We start from the raw sequence: 26,521 nt of genomic DNA on the forward strand, positions 1-26,521 counted from the left end.
GTATTATTCAGCGCAAGAAATTTCTACTGAATCTGCGTAGTCCCACATTTTGCCAGTTACGCCGTCAGTCGTTGAACCGAGAAGTCCACCGATTACGATGTTACCGAAAAATACAGGTGTTACGCTCTTTTCTACAACTGTTGCGTTATCACAACCAGCAGTTTTAGTTTTTACAACCTTGTCTTTACCATCGCGCAATACAACAACCATTCCTGGTGCAGTAACAGTCTTATCATCAATAGTTACTTCAGCAGGCTTATTGTTTGAAGTAGTTACGTTGATTGATTGTGATTCTGCAGTCATGACGCTTGCACAGCCTGAAGCCATCATTGTGGCACAAGCTAAAACTAATAATTTTTTCATTCTATTCCTTGAGTATGTATATCGTCGAGAACTTCGACCCACAGGAAAATAATAGTTATGTAAAATTATGTCAAGATGATTTGTAAGATTAGTATGGCCTTGTGCAGTTAGCGCCTACTTATTGTACGAAAACGCTAACAACGTAAAGTGCACCTTTGGGTTCTTGCAAACCTAATGGTCTTCGCTTGCGTGATTAATAGTGTATTTCGGAATTTCAACCACTAGGTCTTCGTCTCGAATGATTGCTTGGCAACCTAAGCGAGAATCTGGCTCCAAGCCCCATGCTTTGTCGAGCAGGTCATCTTCCAGTTCATCCGTTTCACCTAAAGAGTCAAATCCTTCACGAATGATTACGTGGCAGGTTGTGCACGCACATACTTTTTCGCAGGCATGCTCGATGCCAATACCATTCTTCAGTGCAACATCAAGAACAGATGTTCCTTTGTCACCCTCAAGTACTGCACCATCTGGGCATAATTCGGCATGAGGTAAAAATATAACTTGTGGCATGTTTTCTTATCCTAATCTAAATATCATCAACTGAGTGACCAGACAGCGCTTTTTGAATCGACTTGTCCATTCTTCTTGCAGCAAAATCTTGGCTAAGCTTGTCAACCTTGGTTATTGCTTGTTTAATCGCTTCAATGTCGCCAGCTTTGGCGGTATCAACTAGCGCGAACAAAGAAGCTTCAATCGCGCTGCGTTCTTCGTCATTGAGTAATTCGTCTCCGTCTTCTGCCAAAGCGCCTTGCATCGCTTCAAGCACTCTACTCGCTTCTACCTGCTGCTCTTTGAGCATACGCGCTTGCATGTCATGCTTAGCATTCTGCATGCTTGACTGAAGCATGCTCAAAATTTCTGACTCTTCCAAGCCATAGGAAGGTTTAACTTGAATCTCTGCTTGTACACCGGTCGATTTTTCCATCGCTGTGACGTTAAGCAAACCATCCGCATCAACTTGAAAGGTAACGCGGATATGCGCTCCACCAGCGACCATCGGTGGAATACCAGTAAGCGTAAACTTGGCGAGGGAGCGACAATCTTCAACTAATTCTCGTTCACCTTGTAACACATGCACCATCATAGCCGTTTGGCCATCTTTAAACGTAGTAAATTCTTGTGCTTTTGCTACTGGGATTGTGGTATTTCTTGGAATAATTTTCTCAACTAAACCGCCCATAGTTTCAATACCTAAGGATAATGGCAAAACGTCCAGTAGCAACATGTCACTATCGGGTTTGTTTCCAACCAAGATATCGGCTTGTATACCAGCACCTATCGCAACGACCTTATCTGGGTCAATAGAAGTCAATGGAACTCTCCCGAAGAAGTCAGCAACCTGAGTTCTCACAAGAGGAACACGAGTAGAGCCACCCACCATGACCACATTATTAACGTCATCTATCGACACATCTGCGTCTTTCAAAGCACGTTTGCAGGTAGCGATCGTCTTTTTCACTAAGTCTGCAATGAGTTCGTTAAACGTTTCTAGGCTCACCGTGATATTACTCTGAACAGTTCCTCCTGACGCCTGAAGCAGCTGAAGCTCACCATTAAACGTAGTGTTATCGCTCAAGCATTCCTTGGCTTGTTTGGCTATATTCATCAAACGTCTGTGATTTAGCTTTTGGGAAGCGTCGTCTAAGTGCAAAGTATTGGAGACATAATCGGCTACGAGATGATCGAAATCATCCCCACCAAGAGCCGAATCACCGCCGGTTGCGAGTACCTCAAAGACACCTTTGTTCAATCTTAGAATAGATACGTCAAATGTACCGCCACCTAAATCGTAAACTGCAATAACGCCTTCTTCTTCGCTATCTAATCCGTAAGCGATGGCAGCCGCTGTGGGCTCATTCAACAGGCGTAATACGTTCAAGCCGGAAAGCTGCGCGGCATCCTTAGTCCCCTGTCGCTGAGCGTCATCAAAATAGGCAGGAACGGTGATAACCGCACCCGTAATTTCCTCTCCCATACTCGCTTCAGCTCTCGTCTTAAGCGCACTTAGAATATGTGAAGATACTTGGATTGGATTGAACTCACCTTTCGGCGTGATAAAACGAGGAGACGTCGTTTCTGACGAAAACTGATAGGGCAACTGGTGCCAATGCTGAGTCACATCAGCTAAGGTACGCCCCATGAATCGCTTCACAGACATAATGGTATTTGCAGGATCGGCGTTTGAATTATCTCTGGCATGAAAACCGACATCAATAGAATCAGTTGCATAATGTACGACCGAAGGCAGAAGGTGGTGACCTTGTTCGTCAGCAAGCGTCACACACTGACCACTTCTCACTGCGCTGACTAAGGAGTTTGTCGTTCCTAAGTCAATACCAATGCCGATTTTTCGCTCGTGCGGAGCAGCACTTTGCCCGGGCTCCGCGATTTGTAATAAAGCCATGTAAATTAGTACCCTTTACGCTTCTAATGTGTCAATTTTTGCATCGATCTCTGATGCTAGTTTTAGCATGAATTTCATTTTACGCAATTCATCTGCTGCTTGTTTATTATCACTTTCAGTATTTTTTTCTAAGAGAGCGCGAATAGTCGCTTCTTGTGCGTCAACTTCACTCTTATTTTCAACGGCCAATTGATTTAGTGCATCAACGGAGTCAGCATCTTCAAGCGCTTCTCTCCATTCCATTTGTTGCATCAAAAAGTTTACATCACCAACGGTTTCTTGTTCATTCGCCAATTCAATGCCACGTAATCCCAACAAATGCTCACCACGACTAACAGGAGACCGAAGAACGGTATACGCGTCGTTGACCTGTGCGTTTTTGGTTAAATACATACGTTTTTGTTGCTCACTCGCACTAGCGAAGCGGTCTGGATGAGTCAATTTTTGAAGAGTTTGATAGTGTTGTTTGAGCTTGCTTAAATCAATCTCAAACTGTGCTGGAAGATTGTATAACTCAAAGTAATTCATGCGAAAAAGACCTTGATGGTTGGCGTGTTATGTCTTGTTTTCCAGTATCTGTAATATGGTAGATACTGGAAAACAAGCCGGCGATGACGTTTTACTGGGAATGAGTATTCACGCCTTAAACGTTGAAACTTTCTCCACAACCACATTCACCGTTAGCATTCGGATTGTTGAATTGGAAACCTTCATTTAAGCCTTCTTTGGCAAAGTCTAACTCGGTACCGTCTAGGTAGGCTAGACTTTTACCGTCAATAACAATTCTAACACCGTTATCTTCAAATACTTCGTCGTCCGGATTCAATTCATCAACAAACTCAAGAACATAGGCTAAGCCAGAACAACCAGTGGTTTTAACGCCCAAACGCAATCCTAGACCTGTTCCACGCCCGTCCATAAATGCTTTTGCTCTTGATGCTGCTGCATCAGTGACCTTAATACCCACTAAATTGCTCCTCGTGTTAACTTGTTCTTGTGCTTGCAGCATTGCAGCGAAGCCACAATGCTCAATGATATCAACTTACTTCGCGTGCTTCGTTTTATAGTCAGCTACAGCTGCTTTGATCGCATCTTCAGCGAGTATTGAACAGTGAATTTTCACTGGTGGCAAAGCTAGCTCTTCCGCAATGTCAGTGTTTTTAATTGATGTAGCTTCATCAATGCTTTTACCTTTTACCCACTCAGTCACTAATGAGCTAGAAGCGATAGCAGAACCACAACCGTAGGTTTTGAACTTCGCATCTTCAATAATGCCGTTTTCGCCCACTTTCAATTGCAGCTTCATCACATCGCCACACGCTGGTGCGCCAACCATGCCAGTTGCAATACTAGGGTCATTTTTGTCAAAACCGCCCACGTTACGTGGATTTTCATAATGGTCGATTACTTTTTCACTATAAGCCATAACAATTGCCTCTTAATCACTATCAACGAGTTACGTCGTAGTATTTTCGCTAATGTATCTAATGATACCAATTCAACTTAGGTCGAATCCAAGAGATTCAACCCTCAATTTCTAATTTAGTGCGCCGTCCACTCTACTGAGTCTAGGTCGATACCTTCTTTATACATATCCCATAATGGCGACATCTCACGGAGCTTGTCGATTGCATTACGAATCACTTTAATCACGTAATCAATTTCTTCTTCCGTTGTGAAGCGACCAATACTAAAACGGATTGAACTATGTGCTAATTCATCATTTAAGCCAAGTGCACGCAGAACATAGGATGGCTCAAGGCTGGCAGAAGTACACGCAGAACCCGAAGAGACAGCCATGTCTTTTAAGGCCATAATCAAGGACTCGCCCTCAACGTAAGCAAAGCTCACATTTAAGTTGTGCGCAACGCGATGTTCTTCATCACCGTTTAAATAAACAGCTTCAATGTCTTTGACGCCATTGTACAATTTGTCACGTAGCATCTTCACACGTTCATTCTCAGTTGCCATTTCTTCTTTGGCAATTCTAAATGCTTCGCCCATACCTACAATTTGATGAGTTGCTAAGGTACCTGAACGCATACCTCGCTCATGACCGCCACCGTGAATTTGCGCTTCGATACGTACTCGTGGTTTACGTGATACGTACAATGCACCAATACCTTTCGGACCATAGGTTTTATGGGCAGAAAATGACATTAAATCCACCGGTAAAGCTTGCAAATCGATTGGCACTTTGCCTGTACTCTGTGCAGCATCAACGTGGAAAATAATCTTACGTTCGCGACAAATATTACCAATCGCTTCAATATCTTGAATGACGCCGATTTCATTGTTTACATGCATGATGCTGACTAGCACAGTGTCATCGCGCATTTCAGCCTGAAGCTTGTCTAAATCTACCAGTCCGTTCGGCTCAGGCATCATGTAGGTCACTTCGAATCCTTCACGCTCTAACTGACGCGTTGTATCTAATACAGCTTTGTGCTCAGTTTTTAAGGTAATGATGTGTTTACCGCGTTTCTGATAAAACGTTGCTGCACCTTTAATCGCCAAGTTGTTTGACTCTGTAGCACCTGAGGTAAATACAATTTCTCTCGGGTCCGCATTGACTAAGTCTGCGATTTGATTTCTTGCAATGTCCACCGCTTCTTCTGCAACCCAACCAAATTGATGAGAACGTGATGCAGGGTTACCGAAATTACCTTCATTAGTCAGGCACTCTTTCATTTTTTCGGCGACACGAGGATCAACAGGGGTCGTTGATGAATAGTCTAGGTAAATGGGTAATTTGATATTGCTCATTATCGCTCCGCTTACAGTTGCATACTGATTTCTATGTCGCTAACTAAATTTTTAGCTGCCGTTTTGCTTGAATCTTGACGGCCAGCTACTTCTTTTACTTCATTCTTTGTCATCAATTCACCAATGGTTATGCCATTCAAAAATTGACTAATTCGGTCACTTAAGTCTTGCCATAAGGTGTGAGTTAAGCAGCGCTCGCCGCCTTGACAGTCTGACTGTCCTTGACACCGTGTTGCGTCGACCGACTCATCTACTGCCCGAATAACGTCGCCAATTGCAATTTCACTTGGTGCTTTACCTAACTGATAACCACCGCCTGGACCTCGAACACTAGATACTAAGTTCTCTTTACGTAAACGAGAAAATAATTGCTCTAGATAAGACAAAGAAATTTCCTGCCTTTCCGAAATATCTGCCAATGGAACCGGGCCTTTTCTCGAGTGCAAAGCAACATCTAACATTGCTGTTACTGCATAACGCCCTTTAGATGTTAGCTTCATAATGTACCCGCTCCGCTTAAGTGTTCGCGTGTGTCTGAACACTACTGATGGCAATTGATATTTGCTATTGATGATGCGGAGAATTGTATATACCTGAGTAATTTTGTCAAGTATATACCTGAGTAAATTAGTAGGTTATTTATTCCTACCTTATAATCTCAGCTAATATCACCTAAATGTGTGGGTCGAAGGCTTCAACTGCAGCCTTCTTTAACACAGGCGATATGCCGGTTTCAGCAAAATCTTCTATATCCAGTCTAGGAATTGAATCAGTGCAAACGTCACCACCTAACGATTGAATGACTTTACACATTTCTTCGACTTTCGTGTCCATTTGATGCACATGTTCAAGCATAATGCCCATCGCATTTGCTACCGGATCGGGGTTTTCTTCGCTCACCGCATAAGCATCAAAACCATATTTCTTTGCAATTGCTTGTCGTTTTTCACTCACATGTTCGCGTTTATCACTTGATTCTTCTGCGCGCTGTAAGATGATTCGGCCGGGAATACCAACACAGGTTGCGTTTGCCGGTACATCTTTAACGACAACACTGTTAGAACCGACTCTCGCGTTCTTGCCGATCGTAATAGGACCTAGTACCTGTGCACCAGCACCTACTACTGAATTATCTTCCAGCGTTGGATGACGTTTGCCTGCTTGCCAACTCGTTCCGCCCAGCGTAACACCGTGGTATAAAGTAACATCATTGCCCACAATAGCCGTTTCACCAATCACAACGCCCATACCGTGATCAATAAAAACACGACGACCGAGTTGAGCTCCTGGGTGAATCTCAATGCCTGTTAAAAATCTGGAAATATTGGATAGAAAACGGGCCAACCAATTCAACCGCCAAGTCCATAGCTTATGACTAAAGCGATGGATCCACACAGCGTGCAGACCAGGATAATTGAAAATGACCTCAAGGGAGTTTCTCGCCGCAGGATCACGGTGGAAAACACTTTTTATATCTTCGCGAATTCTACTAAACATTCGTTTGCTTTCTCGTTTACTTAACTGTATCTGAACTGTCTGTTGAGCTCTTATCAGTGTCATCGGTGAGCTTTGTATCTCTACCGGTCACTTTATCAATAGAAGATAAAATACCTCTTAGTATGTTCAGCTCTTGCTTTTCAGGCCTGGCTCGATTGAATAGTCGCCTTAACTTCGTCATAACGATGCCTGGGTGATTCGCCACTATAAACTGAGTTTCTTTCAGCGTGGCCTCTAAATGTGTATAAAACCGCTCTAAATCTTCATTGCGAGGGTAATCTGCTTCTTCCGACGGAGGGAATTTTGCCGCCTCAATATCAAGGTGATTCACACGAATTTCGTAGCACAGTGTTTGTACTGCTGCCGCGATATTCAACGAACTATAATCAGGGTTAGCGGGAATACAAACATGAAAATGGCATTGCTGAAGTTCTTCATTACTTAGGCCATTATTTTCGCGTCCAAACACTAAGGCCACAGAATATTTTTCAGATTCTACAACCAGTTTTTCACCGCACTCTCTGGGCGTTAGCATCGGCCATGGTAAAGTGCGTGAACGAGCTGAAGTTCCAACGACTAAACCGCAATCACTCACCGCTTCTTCCAAGGTTTTTGCCGTTGTCGCATTCGCTAAAACATCGCCAGCGCCAGCAGCCAACGCACTCGATTTTCCGTCTGGAGGCGATACCGGGTCAACTAAATACAAAGAGCTTAGGCCCATTGTTTTCATTGCTCTGGCAGCCGAACCAATATTACCTGAATGGCTGGTATTAACGAGGACGATTCGAATGTCAGAAAGCATGCGTTATTAACCTTGATATAAAAAATGTACAGAGTGTCTATTTGCCTTTACTACCCACGGATTCGGATTGTTTATTCCGCTATGTGAGGTGCAAATTTATGGGGCGAGAGTATATCACCATCGAAGTTGCGTGTCTGTTGAAACTAGTTCAAGTTTTCTAGGTGAGTAGCATCGCTTTCGTTTACTTGAGTTGACCTTTCTGTTAGTATGCGCACGTTTTTTAGCCAGTCCATGTATATTCATGGCAACAGGCTTTCCGTTCTTTTTACAAATTGGTGGTTTTAATATGCATCCTATGCTCAATATTGCTGTGCGTGCTGCGCGCTCGGCTGGAAATGTGATTGCTCGTGGTTTCGAAAACGGCGACGATCTTCAGATAGAACAGAAAGGCGAGAACGATTTTGTGACTAAAATCGACAAAGAAGCAGAGCAAGCGATTATCGCGAAAATTCAACAGTCTTACCCAGATCATACCTTTGTGGGTGAAGAAGGCGGTTTAATTGAAGGCGATGCTGATTTTAAATGGATCATCGATCCATTGGACGGAACCACTAATTTCATCAAAGGCATTCCTCATTTTGCCGTTTCAATTGCTCTACAATATAAAGGTCGACTCGACCAAGCTGTTGTATTTGACCCTTTACGTGGCGAATTATTTACTGCAAGCCGAGGCAATGGCGCACAATTAAATGGGCACCGTATTCGTGCCAGCCAAGCGCGCGAGCTTGGTAGCACAATCCTAGCAACCGCATTTCCGTTTAAAGCAAAAGAATCGTATGACGAATACATGAAAAGCTTCACAGCGATATTCGCCAAAAGTGGTGATATCCGTCGTGGTGGTTCTGCAGCCCTAGATATGGCCTATGTTGCTGCTGGACGTTTTGATGGTTATTGGGAGCGTGGCATTAAACCTTGGGATATTGCTGCTGGTGAATTATTGGTGCGTGAATCTGGCGGTTTGGTCACTGACTTTGCTGGCGGAAATGATCCATTACTTAGCGGCGAAATTGTTGCTGGTAGCCCTAGAGTTGTGCAAGCCCTAGTAAAACATCTTAAGTAAACTCAATAAAGTTAAAAAGGGCGGTCAATATGCATTGACCGCCCTTTTTTGTTTCAGATATCTAACGCCTTTATCAGCTTACAAAGGATCTAAATCTTCACCTTCTTTTTCTACTTCTGTCGGCATTAGATCTTCTTTACTAATACCTAAAGCTAAGCCAACGGCACTCGCGATATAAACAGAAGAGTAAGTACCAATAACGACACCAAATAGTAATGCAGTCGCAAAACCATGGATCAACGCACCACCTTTATAGAACAAGGCAACCAATACCAAAATCGTCGTTAAAGACGTAATAATCGTACGATTAAGTGTTTGCGTCAGTGAGATATTGATAATTTCCTCAGGTTCAGCGTTGCGAATCTTTCGGAAGTTTTCGCGAATACGGTCCGACACAACGATAGTATCGTTGAGTGAATAACCGATTACCGCAAGCACAGCCGCGAGTACTGTTAAATCGAACTCTAGTTGCAGAATTGAAAACAAACCCAGCGTCAGAATCACATCGTGCCCTAAAGCAGCAACTGAACCCAAAGCAAAACGATATTCAAAACGCATCGCAACGTAAATCAATATGCAGATCAACGCAACTAACATCGCCAAACCACCTTGCTCGGTGAGCTCTTCACCCACATTAGGTCCAACAAACTCTATTCTGCGCATATCGACTTCAGTACCGTCTTCACGAAGTGTTTTCATGACCTCGTCACCAATCTCAACAGCTTTAACGCCATCTCGTGGTGCTAAACGGATAAGCACATCTTGACTGCTACCAAAGTTTTGTACGACAGCGTCAGAGTAGCCTCCAGCATCCATTTGCGCTCGAATAGCTTCTAAGTCCGCGGCTTCTTTATAGCCCACTTCTATCAGCGTACCACCAGTGAAATCTAAGCCCCAATTTAATTGGTTAATGGCTAATGATGTTATTGAACCGATAATCAATAAAGTCGAGAGTACCATTGCTGGCACTCTGAGCTTCATGAATTGAACAGTACTTTTTAATTTTAATAATTGAAATCCCATGTGACTCTCCTATATCGCTAACTTAGTCACACGTCTACCGCCCCACACGCTATTTACTAGCACACGTGTTACGATAATCGCTGTAAACATTGATGTTGCGATACCAATCATCAATGTAATAGAGAAACCTTTGATAGGTCCGGTACCCACTGCAAACAGAATCATACCGGCAAGGAAGGTCGTTATGTTGGCATCTAAGATGGTCGAGAACGCGCTGTCATAGCCAAAGTGAATTGATTGCTGTGGACTTCGACCTTCTCGCAGCTCCTCTCGGATACGCTCAAATATAAGTACGTTCGCATCAACCGCCATACCGACTGTTAACACAATACCCGCCATACCAGGCAAGGTAAGTGTTGCCCCTGGTATCATCGACATAATACCGACAATCATCACCAAGTTGAGTACTAGGGCAATATTTGCGACGATGCCGAATGCTCTGTAGTAGATCAGCATGAAAACGAGCACTGCGGCTAAGCCCCAAATAATCGCCGTCATACCGAGTTCGATGTTTTCTTTACCCAGACTCGGTCCCACCGTTCTCTCTTCAACTATTTGAATAGGCGCAATAAGTGCACCGGCTCTCAGTAGCAAAGACAGTTCACGCGCTTCGCTAGGTGAATCCAAACCAGTAATTTGGAACGACGCACCTAATTGACCGCGAATAGTCGCAACACTGATAATTTCTTCTTTCTTCTCAAAGATCAATTTGTCATTCGCATCACGCTCACCAGTCGCCTTGTATTCGATGAATACAGTCGCCATCGGTTTACCCACGTTTGCTTTAGTTGCTCGTGACCATTTAGCGCCACCCTTCGAGTCAAGGTCGATGCTGACGTTTGGCACACCATATTCATCAACACCACTATTAGCATCAATAATATGAGAGCCCGTTAACATGACCTGCTTTTTCAGCAAATAAGGACGACCATCTTTGTGTAACAACAATTCCGAGCCTGCTGGCGCTCGGCCGCGCTGGGCATCTCGAACGTCATTTTTATCGTCGACCATTCTAAATTCGAGTGTTGCTGTCGCGTTTAAGATTTCTTTTGCTTTTGCAGTATCTTGAATACCCGGCAACTGCACTACGATTCGTTCTGCACCCTGCTTTTGCACCAAAGGCTCAGCCACACCCAGTTGGTTAATACGGCTACGAATGATAGTAATGTTCTGTTTCACTGCAGCGTCGCGTATCTCAAGCAATCGAGCCTCAGAGAAAGTTGCTCTGAGCATCAAATTATCGCGTTCAGTAATACTAAGGTTACCGAATTGGTTGCGTAAGAAGAATTGCGCTTTATCCAGGGTGTCAGCATCTCTGAAGAAGATATCAACAGAATCTGTATTTTTTGTTATTGAGCGGTAGCGAATGTCTTCTTCACGCAAACGCGTTTTGAAGTCACCTTCAACGTCTTCGTATGCTTTGGTGGTTGCGCTATTCATGTCAACTTCCATCAAGAAGTGAACACCGCCACGCAAATCTAAACCTAATTTGATGGGTTCAGCGTTAAAGGCTTTGAGCCAATCGGGAGTATCTGGTGCAAGGTTCATTGCTACCACATATTCATCATCTAATTTTCTATCGATAAGCTCTTGCGCGATTAACTGAGCATCTGAATCCAAAAGACGAACAAGAAGTTGGTCGTTTTCCATATCGATACGCTTGATTTCGATATTCTCGGCCAGTAATGCGTTTTCAATTCGTAAAGACAACTCTTCATCAATCGGCGCATTTTTGCTAGCGGAAATCTGTATTGCGTGATCTTCGCCGTAAAGGTTCGGGGCTGCATAAAGCGTTGTCAAACCGACAACAAACAGCACTAGTATATATTTCCAAAATGGAGTTTGATTTAACACAACGTTATCCTACAAAATAAAATAGCACCGGAGTGCTATTCTATTTTTTGTTGATGGTTCAAATTGATTTCATTGTGCCTTTTGGCAAAACAGCACTGACCGCTGTTTTTTGTACCACAATGTTATTCCCTTCGTTCAAAGCAACTTCGATGAAATCTTTGTCATCGCTTACCTTCGTGATTTTACCCACTAAGCCGCCTTGAGTTAGCACTTCATCACCTTTTGATAAAGAAGATACCAATGTTTTATGTTCTTTTACGCGCTTCGCCTGTGGGCGATACAGTAAGAAATAGAAAATCAAACCGAACACCGCTAGCATGATCAACATACCAAACTCGCCACCAGGTTGAGCGGCAGCTGCGTCTTGTGCATGTGCACTTGAAATTAAAAAGCTCATATACGTCCTCGTTTACTTTTATATTGTTATTGTTGTTTTAAAACTTTATCTCAGAACTGCTGACTGACGTGGTCAATCGGCCTACTCTTCAAGAGCAGGTACTGGCATTCCTTTTTTCTCATAGAAATCAGCGACAAAAACCTCTAATTCCCCCGCAGCTATCGCGCTACGCAAACCGTCCATCACACTTTGATAGTATCGAAGGTTATGAATCGTATTTAACCTTGAGCCAAGTATCTCATTGCACTTGTCTAAATGATGTAGATATGACCGAGAATAATTTTTACAAGTGTAACAGTCACAATTTTCGTCCAAAGGCCCTGTATCTGTTTTGTGCACTGCGTTGCGAATTTTGACAATGCCTTCGGTCACGAACAGATGTCCATTTCTCGCATTACGTGTTGGCATGACACAATCAAACATGTCGATGCCTCGACGAACTGCTTCAACAATATCTTCCGGTTTACCCACACCCATCAGGTAGCGTGGCTTATTTTCTGGAATTTTAGGCGCCGTATGATTGATGATGCGGATCATGTCCTCTTTCGGTTCGCCTACCGACAAGCCACCAATGGCGTACCCGTCAAAACCGATATCTTCCAAACCCTGCAGTGAAATATCCCGCAGATCTTCGTACATACCACCTTGGATAATACCGAATAACGCAGATGGATTATCACCATGTGCATCTTTGCTGCGTTGTGCCCATCTTAAAGACATTTCCATGGAATCGGCCGCTTCTTTCTCTGTCGCTGGGTAAGGCGTACATTCGTCAAAAATCATGACGATGTCTGAACCAAGGTCGCGCTGAACTTCCATTGACTTTTCAGGTGTGAGAAGAATTTTTTCACCGTTGATCGGAGAGCGGAAAGTGACGCCATTTTCAGTAATTTTGCGCAAATCACCCAAAGAGAAAACTTGAAAGCCGCCTGAATCAGTCAAGATGGGCTTATCCCAGTGCATGAAATCATGTAGATCACCATGCTGTTTGATAATGCTGGTACCAGGACGAAGCATCAAGTGAAAGGTGTTGCCTAAGCAGATATGAGCACCGGAGTCAGAAAGTTCTTCAGGTGTCATCCCCTTCACTGTTCCGTAGGTTCCCACTGGCATGAATGCGGGTGTTTCTACGACACCTCTATCAAATACAAGTTGGCCGCGACGAGCTTTGCCGTCAGTTGCCATGAGATTAAATTTCATTTACTAACCCAATTTCTTGACCCGCGCTTGTTGCCATGCCAATCAGCGGTAGAGTCTACAACGCATTGTTACAGAGGCCTAGTATTAGACCTCATTTCACTCGCGGAAGTTTGAATTCGCGTAGCGGCTAAACATGCGGGCTAGTCGCTACGAATTTTGGCGCGCAGTATAACAAAGTTTATAGCTTGGCTCATAGGTTTTTCGCCTTAGCTAGCGAATATTTAATCGCCTTTAGCCCGCTCAATTAGCATGGCATCGCCATAGCTGAAAAAGCGATACTTTTCGTCAATGGCTTGCTGATATGCCGACATGACATTATCCCTGCCAGCAAATGCGCTAATCAGCATCATTAATGTAGATTCTGGCAAGTGGAAATTGGTTAACATCGCGTCAATGACTTTAAAGTTGTAACCTGGGTAGATAAAGATGTTGGTGTCAGACATAAACTCTTGTATTAACGCATCTTTAGCCGATTGAGCCGCAGACTCAATTGAGCGGACAGAGGTAGTTCCTACTGCAATCACGCGCTTTCCCGCAGCTTTTGTCGCAATCACTTTATCTACGACCTCTTGCGGCACCTCAGCATATTCAGCATGCATTTGATGTTCCTCAATATTGTCCACCCTAACTGGCTGAAATGTCCCCGCACCGACATGCAAAGTAACAAAGGCAAAATCAACACCTTTGGCTTTGATTTTATTAAGAATTTCATCATCAAAATGTAAGCCTGCCGTGGGTGCTGCAACGGCACCTGGCTTTGCATTGTATACTGTTTGATACCGTTCCTTATCGGCTTCGTCATCTGGCCTGTCGATATATGGAGGGAGCGGCATATGCCCAAATTCCTCTAATAATTCAAAGACATTACGCTCATTTAAAAATTTAATATGAAAAAGCGCGTTCTCACGACCCAGCATTTCAACTTCAAGTCCGCCCTCCATAATCATGATCGCACCTGACTTTGGTGACTTACTGGAGCGAATATGTGCCATTGCACTGCCATCAATTAAAATCCGCTCAATTAAAATTTCGACTTTTCCGCCAGAACTCTTTTGACCGTGCAATCTGGCAGGTATCACCCTGGTATTATTAAAAATAACTAAGTCACCAGACTCAAAGAAATCCAAAATATCAACAAAGCTTTTATGCTCTACGCTACCCGTAGCGCCATTTAGGTGCAGCAGCCGACTTTGTGTTCTTTGTTCAGCGGGATGTTTAGCAATTAATGCCTCTGGTAACTCAAAATAAAAATCTGATAACTTCATACAATCTCAATAATAATAACAAGTCAATAATGATAAGGCTTAACAAGGAGGCCATACCAGTCATCGTATATTTCACGATACGATCAAGTAGGCTTTAATACTTTATTGTGCAAAAAATGGCGTAATCTTAACTCAAGTTAAAGATTAAGTGACGTTCTCCCAAACTTGCTTGTTGCCCGGTTCAACCGGGTATTTTTTTGCCTAAAATTCGTTAAATAACCCACGTTGATACTGAATCAATTCGATTCTATATCACTTAACATCTCAGAAATGTCTTCATGACGAATCTGCTTGATGTTCAACACAAACATAATCTGTAAGAGCAAATCAGCCCCTAAAATCCCTTTATTTATTTTATTTCGCAAATTGTCAGCACTTTGCTCTACGCCAACTGCCTTCAGTTTATCACTTAAGTCTTGATATTTGACGCCTTTCTTTGACAATTCCGTTTTTAATACACGCTGTACTAAGTTGCGCCAATCACTTGCTTTGGGTTGCATAAACACACCTACTCATGAGTTACTTTCGTAAATTATAATTCACATTTAAACATTATTTGAAACAAATGTGAAAATATTATTTGACTTATTTTATTGCCTATGACTATACTAATCTCAAATAGCAGGTCAGCCAAGTTGTTCATATTATAGTAAGGGTCTATTATAGATGACGACATGGTAAAACACACTTTTAGGAGAAGATGAATGACGTGGGAGCTATCACAATTAGCAGAAATCGTTTCTGCCCAAGATGGATATGTAGTTACACACGAAAAGGATTGTTTATTAATCGCGAACGAAGACGGCATTGACGCTTGGCTCGCAATTAGCGGAGAACAGATTTTAGTTGAATCATTATTGTTTTCTATTGATGAAGTGAAAGATCCAAGCGCCTTAAATGAAGAGATTTTGCGTACACACATGGTTTTCCCACTAACAACTATCGGGATTTCTAATGTAGCAGGCTCGCAATATTACACGGCATTTGGCTCACTGAGCTCACAGTCAAAAGAAGAAAGTGTGTTGATAGAGATTTCAACATTATTTCAAAACGTAGAAGCATTTTTAGATGCTTACCAAGATTTTTTAAAAACCAATTAGTTTAGATTGTTAATAACCGGAGATTACCATGTCAGTTTGGAAAAAATTATTTACTGCCGTTAAAGGTACCGCTACAGAAGCAGCGCAAGCGGTTGTTGATACTCAAGCAATTAAGATTCTTGAGCAAGAGATCCGTGAAGCGAAAGATGAATTGAGAAAATCAGATCATGCTCGCACACAGATTTTAGCAAAGTGTAAACTGTCTCAGCAGAAAGTTGACGGCTTTAATAAATCAATTGCAGAGTACGAAGACCACGCTAGAAAAGCGGCTGATACTGACCGCCAACTAGCCCTTGATTGTGCACATAGAGTAGCAGAGTTAAAAGGTCAGCTTGAAACTGAGCAAACGTACTTAGATCAGTTCACAAAATCGGAAAAGCAGCTTGCTGGTAACATAACTACAGCGAAGAACAACTTACGCCGTTTGGAGCAACAAGTGGACATGATTAAAGCAACTGAGTCAGTGCAACGTGCCCAAGTTGCGGTTTCGTCAAGCCACTTAGGTGCTAACAGTAAAATGAAAACAGCAACTGAGTCTTTGTCTCGCATCCAAGAGAAGCAAAATCTGCGTAACGCGGAATTGGAAGCAGCTGAAGAGTTAGCTCAAAGCGAATCGACTGATGATTTGGAGAAACGCTTGGCTGGTGCAGGAATTAAAGGCGGCGCAAGCTCAGCTGATGATGAACTGGCTAGAATCTTAGGTAAATAAAATACAAAAAACGGCAATCTTTGATTGCCGTTTTTTTCTGCCTTGAATATTATCAACGATACAACAATCAAAAAGGGAAATTTTCATACATGTTAAATTGGGTCAAGCTCAAAAAACTATGCATGAAATACTTTTCCGAGATGCGCTGGTATACCCTATTACTGGCACTCTTATTCTATACCGTCACCAGTTGGGTATTTTTGTTTCTTGCCGAAGAACATGCTTTGCTAGAAGCGAATGACTATTTTTACTGGCTGATTGTAACGGGATCTACTGTTGGCTACGGTGATATGTCGCCTTCAACAAGCGCCGGTAAATTAATTGTTGCGCTTTACGTTATCCCGGTTGGATTGAGTATATTTGCATTGGTCATTGGCCGAATCGCATCTTGGGTAAGTGATCAATGGAAAAGAGGAGCAAGAGGTTTGAAACCGTTAAATGTCTCTAATCATATTTTAATCATCGGTTGGAACGAAAAACGTACTGACCAACTATTAAAACTGCTAATAAAAGAAAAGCTAGATACGCCGGAAAACCCGGATATCGTGCTTTGCGTTCGCGCTGAAATTGAAAACCCTCGCCCAAGTGAAATTGAGTTTGTGCGTGTTGCCTCTTTCAATCAAGACGAAGATATGGACAGAGCTTGTATCGAAACAGCATCAACCATTTTGATTGATAATCCTTATGACGACGTCACCATGACGACAGCGCTTTACTGCTCGAAACGCAACCCTTCGGCTCATAAAGTGGCTTACTTTGAAGATGAAAGCCTAGTTGGCTTACTCCAAAAGCACTGCCCTGAAGTAGAGTGTACACCGAGCGTTGCTGTTGAAATGCTAGCAAAATCAGCTTTCGATCCAGGTTCAAGTCTATTGCATCACGACTTACTTGATGTTGAAGAAGGCCAAGCCCAGTTCTCAGTCGACTTACCCTTAATGGTAAATCCAGTTAGCGTTGAAGCATTATTTTTAGGCTTGAAAAAACAATACAACGCAACATTTATAGGTTATGCAGCAGCGGAAGATGCAAACCAAATTACCGTCAATCCTGACTTTTCAGCGGTCGTTACGCCGGGTGATAAAATTTTCTATATCGCCGACCAACGCATTAACGACGTGGATTGGAATTCACTTCACGCCTAAACTACGTACCAAGGAGTCAACTATGTTTGGAAAGCTATTTGGCAAAAAAGACGAGGACACCTCGCACAAACCCGATGCTCCAGAAATCATGGGGCTATACTTAGGTGGTTCATTCGAACTTGATGCCTTGAAGTTACGACTTTTACAACCACACTTAAAAATCGACGGTGCTGCAAGTAAACATTTAATACAAGCGGTTGGAAAAGTCGCTTTAGATTCGGGTGGTAATGTTTTCCGATTCTATACTGATGATGATGCGTTTCTGCAAGTCATTACCGACGGTGGTGACACAGAAAACCACATTACCGATGTTAAACTATGGTATTTCTACGATACCATGACCGTTGGCTCGGATAGTCAGTGGCAAGATTTACTCAACAATGGCATTTCACAACCCGTTTATGAACTTGATGGTGATGTTTATGAGCGTGTATGGGATGCTGTCGGTGAAATATCTCCCCCCGTGGCGATGACTGAAACCACTTTCGAGGAAGATGGTGACGTTAGCACAACCGATCAATTCATCATGCTTTATGAAAAATCAATTTCAGAAGATGATGTTGAAGCAGTTTTAGTCTCTGGCGAAGAAAAAATCGTTGGAAATAATCATGATAGATGCCTAGTCATTAGTACAGGTTTCAATCTAAGTCCCTCTGATATAACAATAAATGGTTAAGGAACACACATGGAAGCAGCACTCGACTCTATTGCGGGATTACAGAATTTCGCACTTTATTTTGCAATCTCTATCGCCCTATTTTTCGTTTTCAAAATCGTCTACGCGTTCGTGACGCCACATGACGAATGGAAACTCGTAAAAGAAGAAAAAAGTACTGCTGCTGCCATTGGTTTCGGTGGTGCGATGATCGGTTTTAGTATTGCTTTGGCTGGCGCAGTATCAAATAGCGAATTTTTACTCGACTATGCGATTTGGGGACTAGTAGCACTGGTTGCACAATTAGTTGCCTTCGCCCTACTGCGCTTTACTTTTATGCCGAAAATTGCAGAACGTATCCAAAACAATGAAGTATCCGCAGGTATCATGCTAGGCGCGATGTCTGTGGCAGTAGGTATGTTAAACGCTGCATGCATGAGTTACTAAGGAGTCGAATATTATGACGACGAGTAAACCCAACAACCTGACGCAAAAACGGACGAGTTATATTAATTTGTCGAAGATGCGTAAATCCTTCTCAATCAAACCATTAGCCGTTGGTATTGCGGGTATTCTAGTGAGTGCTTGCTCTGGTGGAAAAGAAGAGGCCTTGGTCTTCAAGAATGTAGAAGACTGCGTCAATCAATTGCCTGACATGGCACAAAAATGTCAAACGGCATATCAAGGTGCACTTGAAGAGGCTGCGCGCACTGCCCCTAAGTATAATACTAAAAATGATTGCGAGTATGAATTCGGTACCAATCAATGTGTTGTTTATAAAGAGTCTGGTAGCTCTATATTTATGCCACTCATGGCAGGATATATGATTGGCAATATGCTTTCGCCAAGGCCTTATTACCAACCTATGTTTACGTCATATTCGCGCTATTCTCCTTATCGTTACAATTGGATAAGTGCAGATGGTTACGATTTCGGCGACAGCAGAAAACGTAAACTAAGAGTCAAACCCAGTGCGTTTGAAAAGAAACCTGCGGTCACCCGCACAATTAAACGAGGTGGCTTTGGCAGCTCAGTTCGTGCCAAATCATCTTGGGGTAGTAAAAGTAGTGGTAAGGGTTGGGGCGGTTAAATGCTTCGATTTCCTATTGAACCGCGCCAACACTGGCAACAAATGGCGCGGGATTATGGATTTCATTTCCATACGATGTATGGACAAGCTTACTGGGATGAAAGTGCGTATTATCAGTTTACTTTAGAACAAATCGAGCGTGACTTAGAGGCACCTACTGAAGAAATTCATCAGATGTGCTTGCACGTTGTCAACAAGGTCGTAAAAAGTGATGAGCTGATGACAATGTTCGCCATTCCCGAGCACTACTGGCAAGCTATTAGCGATTCATGGCAAGCACAAGAACCCTCTCTATATTCTAGATTAGATTTTGTATATAACGGAAAGTCTCCCGCAAAACTGCTAGAAAACAACGCAGACACTCCCACTAGTTTGTATGAGTCTGGCTTTTGGCAATGGCTTTGGCTAGAAAACAATGTCGATAACCATAAGCTTAGCCAACGCGCTGACCAGTTTAATTCTTTACAAGAAAAGCTGGTGAACCAATTTAAAGTGATTGCGCAATATTATGGCTTACAACATATGCACTTTGCCTGTTGTAAAGACACAGATGAAGATAGAGGTACGGTTCAATATCTTCAAGACTGCGCCAAAGAAGCGGGTATCGACGATTATTTCGTCTTCATTGAAGATATTGGTTTAGGTGAAGGCGGTGATCTCACTGATCGACAAAACCAAATTATTTCCCACTGTTTTAAGCTCTACCCATGGGAATTTATGCAACGAGAAGAATTCGGGCCTCATGCATTGTCATCAAATGTGGGGTGGCTTGAGCCAATTTGGAAGTCACTCATATCAAACAAAGCTCTACTACCCGCGCTTTGGAAAGAATTTGAAGGCCACCCGAACTTGCTACCTGCATTTTTTGAGCATGATAAACATAGAATGAATGATGTCGACACGCATCAAAAGTGGGTTAGAAAGCCTATTTTTTCTCGCGAAGGTGCCAATATAGATATAGTTGAAAATGGTAAAATGCATCTTTCTTCTGATGGGCCGTATGGTGAGGAAGGCTTTATTTATCAAGCGTTCACACCATTGCCTAAATTTGGCAATAGCTATACCTTAATCGGTTCTTGGTTGGTCAATGATCAAGCTGCTGGCATTTCCATTAGAGAAGATGAATCCCCTATTACACAAGATATGTCTCGTTATTTACCACATATTATTTTGTGATCTATCTTTAATTCACTCACTTATTTACTGTACATATTTAGCAAGGTAATGAATTCATGACGAAGTCCCCTACAACGCTCAGACAACAACTTATGTGGGTTAGCTACATTGTGGGTGTATTGTTAGTCATTGAAGCGGTGAACATGCTCACCGGCCGCTTTTTCAATCAATATAGTATTTACCCTCGTGAACTCGAATATGTAGGCTTTATCTTTACCGCACCATTCTTACACGCTAATTTTTCTCATTTTTTTTCAAACGCAGTCACACTGTCTATCTTCTCTGTTCTGTTGCTGCAATTTGGCGGAAAGCGATTTATTGAAGTTACCCTCTGGTTAATGGTTGCAACGGGCCTGCTCGTTTGGGTATTTGGACGCCCCTCATTCCATTTAGGAGCAAGTGGCATCATCTATGGGTATTTTGGTTACCTCTTATTAGCGGGCTTTCTGAGCAAGCGCATATTCTTGATGACTATTTCTGTTGTTGTCGTCTTCTTCTATGGCGGGATGGTATGGGGCGTGTTGCCTAGTCACCCCTATATTAGTTGGGAATCGCATTTATTTGGCTTCCTAGCAGGGCTGGTGCTTGCGTATCTATTACGCAGCAAAGCCTAATTGCTTTAAAGAACCGTTGATTTATATACGCTTTGGTTTATTCATCACAATTAGATACAAATACAAGGTGACATTCTTGGCGTTTTTTTCGTACAATCACCGGCCTTATTGTTAATAGGCAAGCAGCGTTTAATGTCAACAACCGAAGTAGAAAAACCACCACAAACAGGCTTTTTTGGCAATCTAATCTTTAACATTGCCGTACCAGTGTTAGTGATGACCTACCTGAGTTCTGACGAATACTTGGGCCCCATGTGGAGCATAGCGTTTGCCCTATCCTTCCCACTAGCATTTGGATTTTATGATCTAAAACTGACAAAGAAAATTAATCCATTTTCTGTTTTAGGCATTGTAAGTGTCATACTGACTGGTGGCATTAGCCTGTTAAAATTACCCGCTGAATACATCGCTATAAAGGAAGCCGCGATTCCAGGGCTTATTGGCCTTGCTGTATTGATTACGCAATTTAGTAAAAAGCCCCTAGTCAAAGCGCTTATTCTGAATGACCAGTTGGTGAATTGGCCAAAGCTCAATAACACTCTGGAAGAAAAAAAGCTGACAGAGACCTTTAATAACAAAGTTGCTGTCAGCTCCTATATCGTTGCTAGTTCATTCTTCTTGTCGTCGGTGCTCAACTACCTGTTAGCAAAATGGATATTAGTTTCTGAGCCGGGCACAACGGCTTATACCGAGGAACTAGGCCGAATGACTGCGCTCAGTTATCCGGTCATAGTCATACCGAGTATGATCTTGTTGATAATTGCCTTGATGTACCTGTTCAAACAGATATCAGCAGTCACGGGTGAGCCAGTCGAGAGCTTTCTTCAGCAGTAAATCCGAGAGGTATGTGCTGCAAATGATAAACATAGAAAACATTTCAAAAAGCTATACTGACGCAGGTGAAAAACGCCTTATTCTAGACAAGCTGAGTTTGTCCTTTGAACGCGGCGAATCCTTGAGTATTCAAGGCGCTTCAGGGTCTGGAAAGTCCACATTACTTCATCTATTGGCTGCATTAGACAAACCTGATAGTGGCAAGATAACGCTTTCTACGAGTTCCGGCTTTGAAGATCTTGTTTCTTTTACTGAAGCTCAAGCAGATGAGTATCGAAAGCGTCAGGTCGGTCTTATTTTCCAAAAGTTTAATTTGATTGACTGCATTTCAGTCTGGGAGAATGTGAAGCTACCCATTCAAATTAGTGCTCTCAACCGAGCATCACAGAATAGTCCCGACAATACTGACCTTCTTATTAAAGAGTTGCTGATATCTCTTGATGTATATAAACACCGAGACAAGTTGCCCCATCAACTTTCCGGTGGCGAGCAACAGCGCGTTGCGATCGCTAGAGGCCTTGCTCACAAACCGCCCCTTTTATTAGCAGATGAACCAACCGGTAACCTAGATAGCAAAAACTCGGATATCGTGAGCCAACTGTTAGTTGAGACCTGCAAAGCACAAAATACGGCTCTGTTGATGGTGACTCACAGCGAGAAAGTCGCGCAGCTTACAGAACAACAATGGTACTTAGAAAACGCAGTACTAAGGTCGATATAAGCGCATGCCTTGGCCCTTTATCGGAGTTCTATTCGCAAGTTACCGTCACAGCAAATTTAGCTTGGCAATGCTAATGAGCTCTCTGTTGATTGCGGCTGCAGGACTGAGTGCCGTGCTCATTATCAATGACAGCGCTAAGCAAAGCTACCAATCCAATGAGCAGTTCCTCATTGCAAATGTGCAAAACCAAATAGTGAGTGTTGATAATACGAAAGCACTCAGCCGCGCCGACTATGCAAGTTTACGCCGAGCTGGGTTTACAGAGTTGGTCGCGGTGGCTCAAACGAGACGACATATTTATGCTGATGGCAAGCGACTCACTCGGCGCAGTATCGATCATACAGGTATTGATACTTTTGCCCTTTATAGTCAGCTCTCTAGCCCTGTCGCCTTGTCCGCTTCAAAAGAACACCAGCTGGCTTATGAAAAACAAGATGAAAACGCGGTTCTTTTAGCACTGGACTTTGGAAACGTAGGATCTCAAAACCAAGCTATTATTCACCCTACGCTCTTAGATTCATTAAGCGCTGAAGCTGAAGAGCTAAGCGGCCCTCGCCCCATATTCACAAGTGCTGACGGACGTTTACTGCCAAAGCTATATGCACATAAAAATGCCTCTTTAGGTAATGACATTATTATGAGCATGGCAGCCTTATACGGCCTCTATCCAGAAACTGAACTATCTGCTTTACTGTTGATTGGCGATGCTCCTGCCAATCGACTAGATGCGTTAAAAGCAGCCTTGCCTTCGCACCTTAATCTGCAGTCTTTGAATAATAGTGAGCAAGATAGTGAACTCACTTCTAGTTTTCACCTGAACTTAATGGCCATGGCCCTACTGATGTTCGTGGTCTGTTTATTTATCGTGGTAAATGCGATTAATTTATTGATGCATACACGTATGCCTTGGTTGAAAATATGTCGGCAACTGGGGATTGGACGAAAGCAATTAATGTTGGTGCAATTAGCTGAAGTTGGTTTTCTTACCTTAATTGCCTGTTTAATAGGCATTGTATTGGGATTAGAGCTGGCGAAACTGGCTTCGCCGACTGTGCAGGCAACCTTAGAAAACTTATATCAAGTTGAAGTAGGTTACGGTCAGATATCTCTTATCACTTTGTTTTTACAGGTGTTTGGTATCAGCCTTGTCGGTTGCATAACAGCCAGCTTATTACCCTTGCAAAAATTGAATCAAAACTTAAGTTCAACCAAGGCAGTTGATGAAGCCAAAAGCCAAGCCTTCTGGCACAAAATGACGTGGGCATGCTTCGTAGTATTCGCGGTAATTGGCATCATACTGTTGAACTTTGTTCAAGCGCTCTGGCTATTACTCATTGCAACTGCCTGCGTGATACTTGCAGGGTGCTGCATCTTGCTAATTAATTACCCATTAGCACTGCGACAGATTGTGAAGCTTATTCCAAAATCTCTGCCTTTACTGCGAGTAAGCACGAAACAAAGTGTCTCACTCTCTGGTAAAACTAAGATCGCTTGCTGTGCATTCTTCATTGCTGCCACCAGCAATATTGGTATGAACCTGATGGTCGATAGTTTTCGGGGGGCTACTTTTAGTTGGCTAGAGCAGCGGCTTGCAGCTGATTATTATATTTATTCAAACACAGCTCTAGAACTCGACGATATTGCAAAAGCATCAGATCTTGTCATTCATCAACGGTTTGAAAACTACACTCAATTTGGCAAACGAGAAATACAACAGTTCAGTTACCCATCTACCCAGCGATTTCAAAAAGCCATGTCTTTCTATGAACTCGCTCCACAGTATTCACAAGAAAATATCAGTGAGCTATGGCATGCATTTGAAAATGCGAACGGTATTTTGGTTAATCAGCAATTTGCTTTTGGTATGGGTTACGAGGTAAATGATAAGGTCAGTATTCCTCACCCCAGCACTGGTAAGCTCAGCGAATATAATATACTGGGTATCATCTATGATTTTGGAAATCCCTCAGCGCAAGTTTTAATGCCAATAAGGCTATTTGATCCGTCTACCACCTCTTATTTTATTTACTCAATTCAAGGTAGCGAAGCGTCTATTGACCGCTTTACTCAATCCTTGTTGCAAAATGATATTGATATCGAAAAACAAATAATAGAAACCAGTGAGCTTCTGCGTCTTTCGATGCAAGCATTCGACGATACCTTTGTTATTACCGATGGCTTAAATATTGTTACCTTGTTAGTCGCTGCTCTTTCACTTGCTTGCGCTATTGTAGTAATAATGAATGATGTTCGCCCACAGAATATGTTGATTCGTAGCTTGGGAGTATCTGCTTTTAAAACACAATTCCTAGCACTGTTTCAATATGTATTGCTATGTTTAGTCGCCCTTATTTTTGCGACACCATTCGGCATTTTATTAGCGTGGGTATTGATCACTGATATTAATTATCAAGCATTCTCTTGGACGTACCCCTTACTTATTAGCTTAACGAAAATTGCGAAAGTGTATGCATTAAGCTTGTGCGTGGTTATCTTAGTCATCATTGTTCCTCTAATACGAGCAGGTAAACGTCCTTTGATTAACGACATAAGACAGGTAAATTAGGCCCACTATGACTGAGAATCACAATCCTAGAAGGACAACAAGAAACGCGGAAAAGTCAGCCCGCTTTATTATCCCTATCGCAATTTTTGTTTCAGTTTTGATTGTCGGTTCAGCGCTCTATTTTATCTATCCATCTGCATTAGAGAGGGATAACACCAAGCTAACAGAGCCTATTTACAAGGCAGAGCAAACACCTCTTTTTGGACGAGCAGTGCAAACAGAAATTCCCTCTCAATCGCTAGGGAAGAAAGCTAATCCTGATTACAAGATTGTGTTTCCTCAAGATCACGGCTCACACAATGACTTTGACATTGAATGGTGGTATTTGACTGCGAATTTAGACGGTGACAATGGTCTTGAATATGATATTCAATGGACATTGTTCCGCTTCAGAATCCCCTCGGAAGAAGGCAAAGCTTGGGGAAATGAACACACTTTTATGGCTCATGCCTCTGTCCACTCTGGTGAGCAGCACTGGTTTACTGAAAAGTTTGCACGTGGTGGCATAGGCATCGCTGGAGTCACCAAAGAAAGTCCTTTTGCATTGTATATAGATGACTGGCTTTGGCAGAACAATCTTGGGCAGCGTGGTTTACTTCCAGCAGATTTAGACTTCTCCCTTAGACGAGTAGACCCAGGTAAAATAAATCAGAACGTGAGCCCATCAGGCAGCAGCACTTTGTCGCTTTCTCTTCAACTGAAAAACAAAGGGCCCTATATTCTTCAAGGAGATGAGGGCTACAGCATAAAATCAGGTTCAGCTTCACATGCATCACATTATTATAGTGCGCCTTTTATAGATGTTGAAGGCTATGTACAAATGAGTGGTATTGACGCAGCAGCAGTCCGCGTGAAAGGTCAAGCTTGGTTTGATCAGGAGTGGACCTCACAACTATTAGACCAGAACACCTTAGGTTGGGATTGGATGTCTTTGCATTTGGATGATGGCAGTAAAATAATGGCGTTTCAGATGCGTTTGGCAAATCAGAGTGACTACATCACTGGCACCTTTATAGAAGCAGATGGGTCGTCGCAAACATTGGAAGGAAGTGACATTTCACTAGTAGCACTCAACAACACAAGCGTTGGCAATAAAACGTTTCCACTTTCTTGGCACCTTCGTATACCACAGAGAGACATCGACATTACTGTAGAAAGTAAAAAACAGGACCAATGGAATCCGGCTTTATTCCCTTATTATGAAGGCGCCGTAAACATTTCTGGCTCTCATAGCGGCGAGGGTTTTTTAGAACTAACTGGCTACTGAAAGGTGGCGTTTACCG

At 42.7% G+C, this 26,521-nt stretch carries 29 protein-coding genes; 13 read left to right on the top strand and 16 right to left on the bottom strand.

Translation table 11 applies throughout. The features are described from left to right. Window positions 1–3: 3 nt before the first annotated feature. The 10 genes from RM544_RS15730 to trmJ form a co-directional block, all read right to left on the bottom strand. On the bottom strand, window positions 4–363 hold the full coding sequence (locus RM544_RS15730; protein WP_311362768.1) for a putative periplasmic lipoprotein: 360 nt from the start codon (window positions 361–363) through the stop codon (window positions 4–6). Window positions 364–534: 171 nt separating this feature from the next. Continuing rightward, the gene (gene fdx / locus RM544_RS15735; RefSeq protein WP_311362769.1) at window positions 535–873 is read right to left on the bottom strand and encodes an ISC system 2Fe-2S type ferredoxin; all 339 of its coding nucleotides are present in this window, start codon (window positions 871–873) and stop codon (window positions 535–537) included. Window positions 874–889: 16 nt separating this feature from the next. After that, window positions 890–2,767 carry a Fe-S protein assembly chaperone HscA gene (gene hscA / locus RM544_RS15740; protein WP_311362770.1) on the bottom strand — a complete coding sequence of 626 codons (1,878 nt, stop codon included), beginning with the start codon at window positions 2,765–2,767 and terminating at the stop codon, window positions 890–892. A gap of 15 nt (window positions 2,768–2,782) precedes the next feature. Next, window positions 2,783–3,295: a Fe-S protein assembly co-chaperone HscB gene (gene hscB, locus RM544_RS15745; RefSeq protein WP_311362771.1), complete on the bottom strand. Its 513-nt coding sequence runs from the start codon at window positions 3,293–3,295 to the stop codon at window positions 2,783–2,785. A gap of 115 nt (window positions 3,296–3,410) precedes the next feature. Continuing rightward, window positions 3,411–3,734 (bottom strand): iron-sulfur cluster assembly protein IscA, encoded by a 324-nt coding sequence (gene iscA / locus RM544_RS15750; protein ID WP_311362925.1) that lies wholly within the window; start codon window positions 3,732–3,734, stop codon window positions 3,411–3,413. A 75-nt stretch (window positions 3,735–3,809) separates the two neighbouring features. Further along, a complete protein-coding gene (gene iscU / locus RM544_RS15755; protein WP_311362772.1) occupies window positions 3,810–4,193 on the bottom strand; it encodes a Fe-S cluster assembly scaffold IscU in 384 nt (127 codons plus the stop codon). Window positions 4,194–4,309: 116 nt separating this feature from the next. Next, a complete protein-coding gene (locus RM544_RS15760) occupies window positions 4,310–5,533 on the bottom strand; it encodes an IscS subfamily cysteine desulfurase (RefSeq protein ID WP_311362773.1) in 1,224 nt (407 codons plus the stop codon). 11 nt (window positions 5,534–5,544) lie between these two features. Further along, complete coding sequence (iscR, locus tag RM544_RS15765; RefSeq protein WP_311362774.1) at window positions 5,545–6,033, bottom strand: Fe-S cluster assembly transcriptional regulator IscR; 489 nt, start codon at window positions 6,031–6,033, stop codon at window positions 5,545–5,547. 172 nt (window positions 6,034–6,205) lie between these two features. Then, the gene (gene cysE / locus RM544_RS15770) at window positions 6,206–7,093 is read right to left on the bottom strand and encodes a serine O-acetyltransferase (RefSeq protein WP_311362775.1); all 888 of its coding nucleotides are present in this window, start codon (window positions 7,091–7,093) and stop codon (window positions 6,206–6,208) included. Next, window positions 7,047–7,832 (bottom strand): tRNA (cytosine(32)/uridine(32)-2'-O)-methyltransferase TrmJ, encoded by a 786-nt coding sequence (gene trmJ, locus RM544_RS15775; protein ID WP_311362776.1) that lies wholly within the window; start codon window positions 7,830–7,832, stop codon window positions 7,047–7,049. The genes cysE and trmJ overlap by 47 nt, the downstream gene beginning before the upstream one ends. Window positions 7,833–8,118: 286 nt before the next feature. Here trmJ and suhB point away from each other — a divergent pair, with 286 nt between their 5' ends. Continuing rightward, complete coding sequence (suhB, locus tag RM544_RS15780; RefSeq protein ID WP_311362926.1) at window positions 8,119–8,892, top strand: inositol-1-monophosphatase; 774 nt, start codon at window positions 8,119–8,121, stop codon at window positions 8,890–8,892. A gap of 78 nt (window positions 8,893–8,970) precedes the next feature. Here suhB and secF read toward each other — a convergent pair whose 3' ends face one another. From secF to RM544_RS15810, 6 genes are all read right to left on the bottom strand, one after another. Continuing rightward, window positions 8,971–9,915, bottom strand: coding sequence for a protein translocase subunit SecF (gene secF / locus RM544_RS15785; RefSeq protein WP_311362777.1), 945 nt, complete (start codon window positions 9,913–9,915; stop codon window positions 8,971–8,973). 9 nt (window positions 9,916–9,924) lie between these two features. Beyond that, window positions 9,925–11,769, bottom strand: coding sequence for a protein translocase subunit SecD (gene secD / locus RM544_RS15790; protein ID WP_311362778.1), 1,845 nt, complete (start codon window positions 11,767–11,769; stop codon window positions 9,925–9,927). Window positions 11,770–11,827: 58 nt separating this feature from the next. Further along, window positions 11,828–12,166: a preprotein translocase subunit YajC gene (gene yajC / locus RM544_RS15795; RefSeq protein WP_311362779.1), complete on the bottom strand. Its 339-nt coding sequence runs from the start codon at window positions 12,164–12,166 to the stop codon at window positions 11,828–11,830. A gap of 81 nt (window positions 12,167–12,247) precedes the next feature. Next, window positions 12,248–13,366 (bottom strand): tRNA guanosine(34) transglycosylase Tgt, encoded by a 1,119-nt coding sequence (gene tgt / locus RM544_RS15800; protein WP_311362780.1) that lies wholly within the window; start codon window positions 13,364–13,366, stop codon window positions 12,248–12,250. 221 nt (window positions 13,367–13,587) lie between these two features. Beyond that, window positions 13,588–14,631, bottom strand: coding sequence for a tRNA preQ1(34) S-adenosylmethionine ribosyltransferase-isomerase QueA (queA, locus tag RM544_RS15805; RefSeq protein WP_311362781.1), 1,044 nt, complete (start codon window positions 14,629–14,631; stop codon window positions 13,588–13,590). A 236-nt stretch (window positions 14,632–14,867) separates the two neighbouring features. Beyond that, window positions 14,868–15,131, bottom strand: a complete 264-nt coding sequence (locus tag RM544_RS15810; RefSeq protein ID WP_311362782.1) for a DUF6471 domain-containing protein — start codon at window positions 15,129–15,131, stop codon at window positions 14,868–14,870. Between the two features lie 204 nt (window positions 15,132–15,335). On the opposite strand from RM544_RS15810, the gene RM544_RS15815 reads away from it, so the two are divergent. The 12 genes from RM544_RS15815 to RM544_RS15870 all read left to right on the top strand — a co-directional run bounded on the left by RM544_RS15815 (window position 15,336) and on the right by RM544_RS15870 (window position 26,505). Beyond that, window positions 15,336–15,731 (top strand): DUF2170 family protein, encoded by a 396-nt coding sequence (locus tag RM544_RS15815; RefSeq protein WP_311362783.1) that lies wholly within the window; start codon window positions 15,336–15,338, stop codon window positions 15,729–15,731. Window positions 15,732–15,759: 28 nt separating this feature from the next. Next, on the top strand, window positions 15,760–16,440 hold the full coding sequence (locus RM544_RS15820; RefSeq protein WP_311362784.1) for a PspA/IM30 family protein: 681 nt from the start codon (window positions 15,760–15,762) through the stop codon (window positions 16,438–16,440). Between the two features lie 89 nt (window positions 16,441–16,529). Next, window positions 16,530–17,582, top strand: a complete 1,053-nt coding sequence (locus tag RM544_RS15825; protein ID WP_311362785.1) for a potassium channel family protein — start codon at window positions 16,530–16,532, stop codon at window positions 17,580–17,582. Window positions 17,583–17,604: 22 nt separating this feature from the next. Further along, window positions 17,605–18,258, top strand: coding sequence for a YjfK family protein (locus RM544_RS15830; protein ID WP_311362786.1), 654 nt, complete (start codon window positions 17,605–17,607; stop codon window positions 18,256–18,258). Window positions 18,259–18,267: 9 nt separating this feature from the next. Then, window positions 18,268–18,684, top strand: coding sequence for a DUF350 domain-containing protein (locus RM544_RS15835; RefSeq protein ID WP_311362787.1), 417 nt, complete (start codon window positions 18,268–18,270; stop codon window positions 18,682–18,684). 13 nt (window positions 18,685–18,697) lie between these two features. Then, complete coding sequence (locus RM544_RS15840; protein ID WP_311362788.1) at window positions 18,698–19,327, top strand: DUF1190 domain-containing protein; 630 nt, start codon at window positions 18,698–18,700, stop codon at window positions 19,325–19,327. After that, window positions 19,328–20,503, top strand: a complete 1,176-nt coding sequence (locus tag RM544_RS15845) for a glutathionylspermidine synthase family protein (protein ID WP_311362789.1) — start codon at window positions 19,328–19,330, stop codon at window positions 20,501–20,503. A gap of 56 nt (window positions 20,504–20,559) precedes the next feature. After that, window positions 20,560–21,117, top strand: coding sequence for a rhomboid family intramembrane serine protease (locus RM544_RS15850; RefSeq protein ID WP_311362790.1), 558 nt, complete (start codon window positions 20,560–20,562; stop codon window positions 21,115–21,117). Window positions 21,118–21,249: 132 nt separating this feature from the next. After that, entirely contained in the window at window positions 21,250–21,951 is a 702-nt protein-coding gene (locus RM544_RS15855) for a VC0807 family protein (RefSeq protein ID WP_311362791.1), read from the top strand. Window positions 21,952–21,973: 22 nt separating this feature from the next. After that, a complete protein-coding gene (locus tag RM544_RS15860; RefSeq protein WP_311362792.1) occupies window positions 21,974–22,672 on the top strand; it encodes an ABC transporter ATP-binding protein in 699 nt (232 codons plus the stop codon). Between the two features lie 73 nt (window positions 22,673–22,745). Further along, a complete protein-coding gene (locus tag RM544_RS15865; RefSeq protein ID WP_311362793.1) occupies window positions 22,746–25,238 on the top strand; it encodes an ABC transporter permease in 2,493 nt (830 codons plus the stop codon). Between the two features lie 7 nt (window positions 25,239–25,245). Beyond that, window positions 25,246–26,505, top strand: coding sequence for a lipocalin-like domain-containing protein (locus RM544_RS15870; protein ID WP_311362794.1), 1,260 nt, complete (start codon window positions 25,246–25,248; stop codon window positions 26,503–26,505). The last annotated feature ends 16 nt before the right edge of the window (window positions 26,506–26,521 follow it).

It is taken from the genome of Brumicola blandensis (genome assembly GCF_031846165.1).
Taxonomy (GTDB): domain Bacteria; phylum Pseudomonadota; class Gammaproteobacteria; order Enterobacterales; family Alteromonadaceae; genus Glaciecola; species Glaciecola blandensis.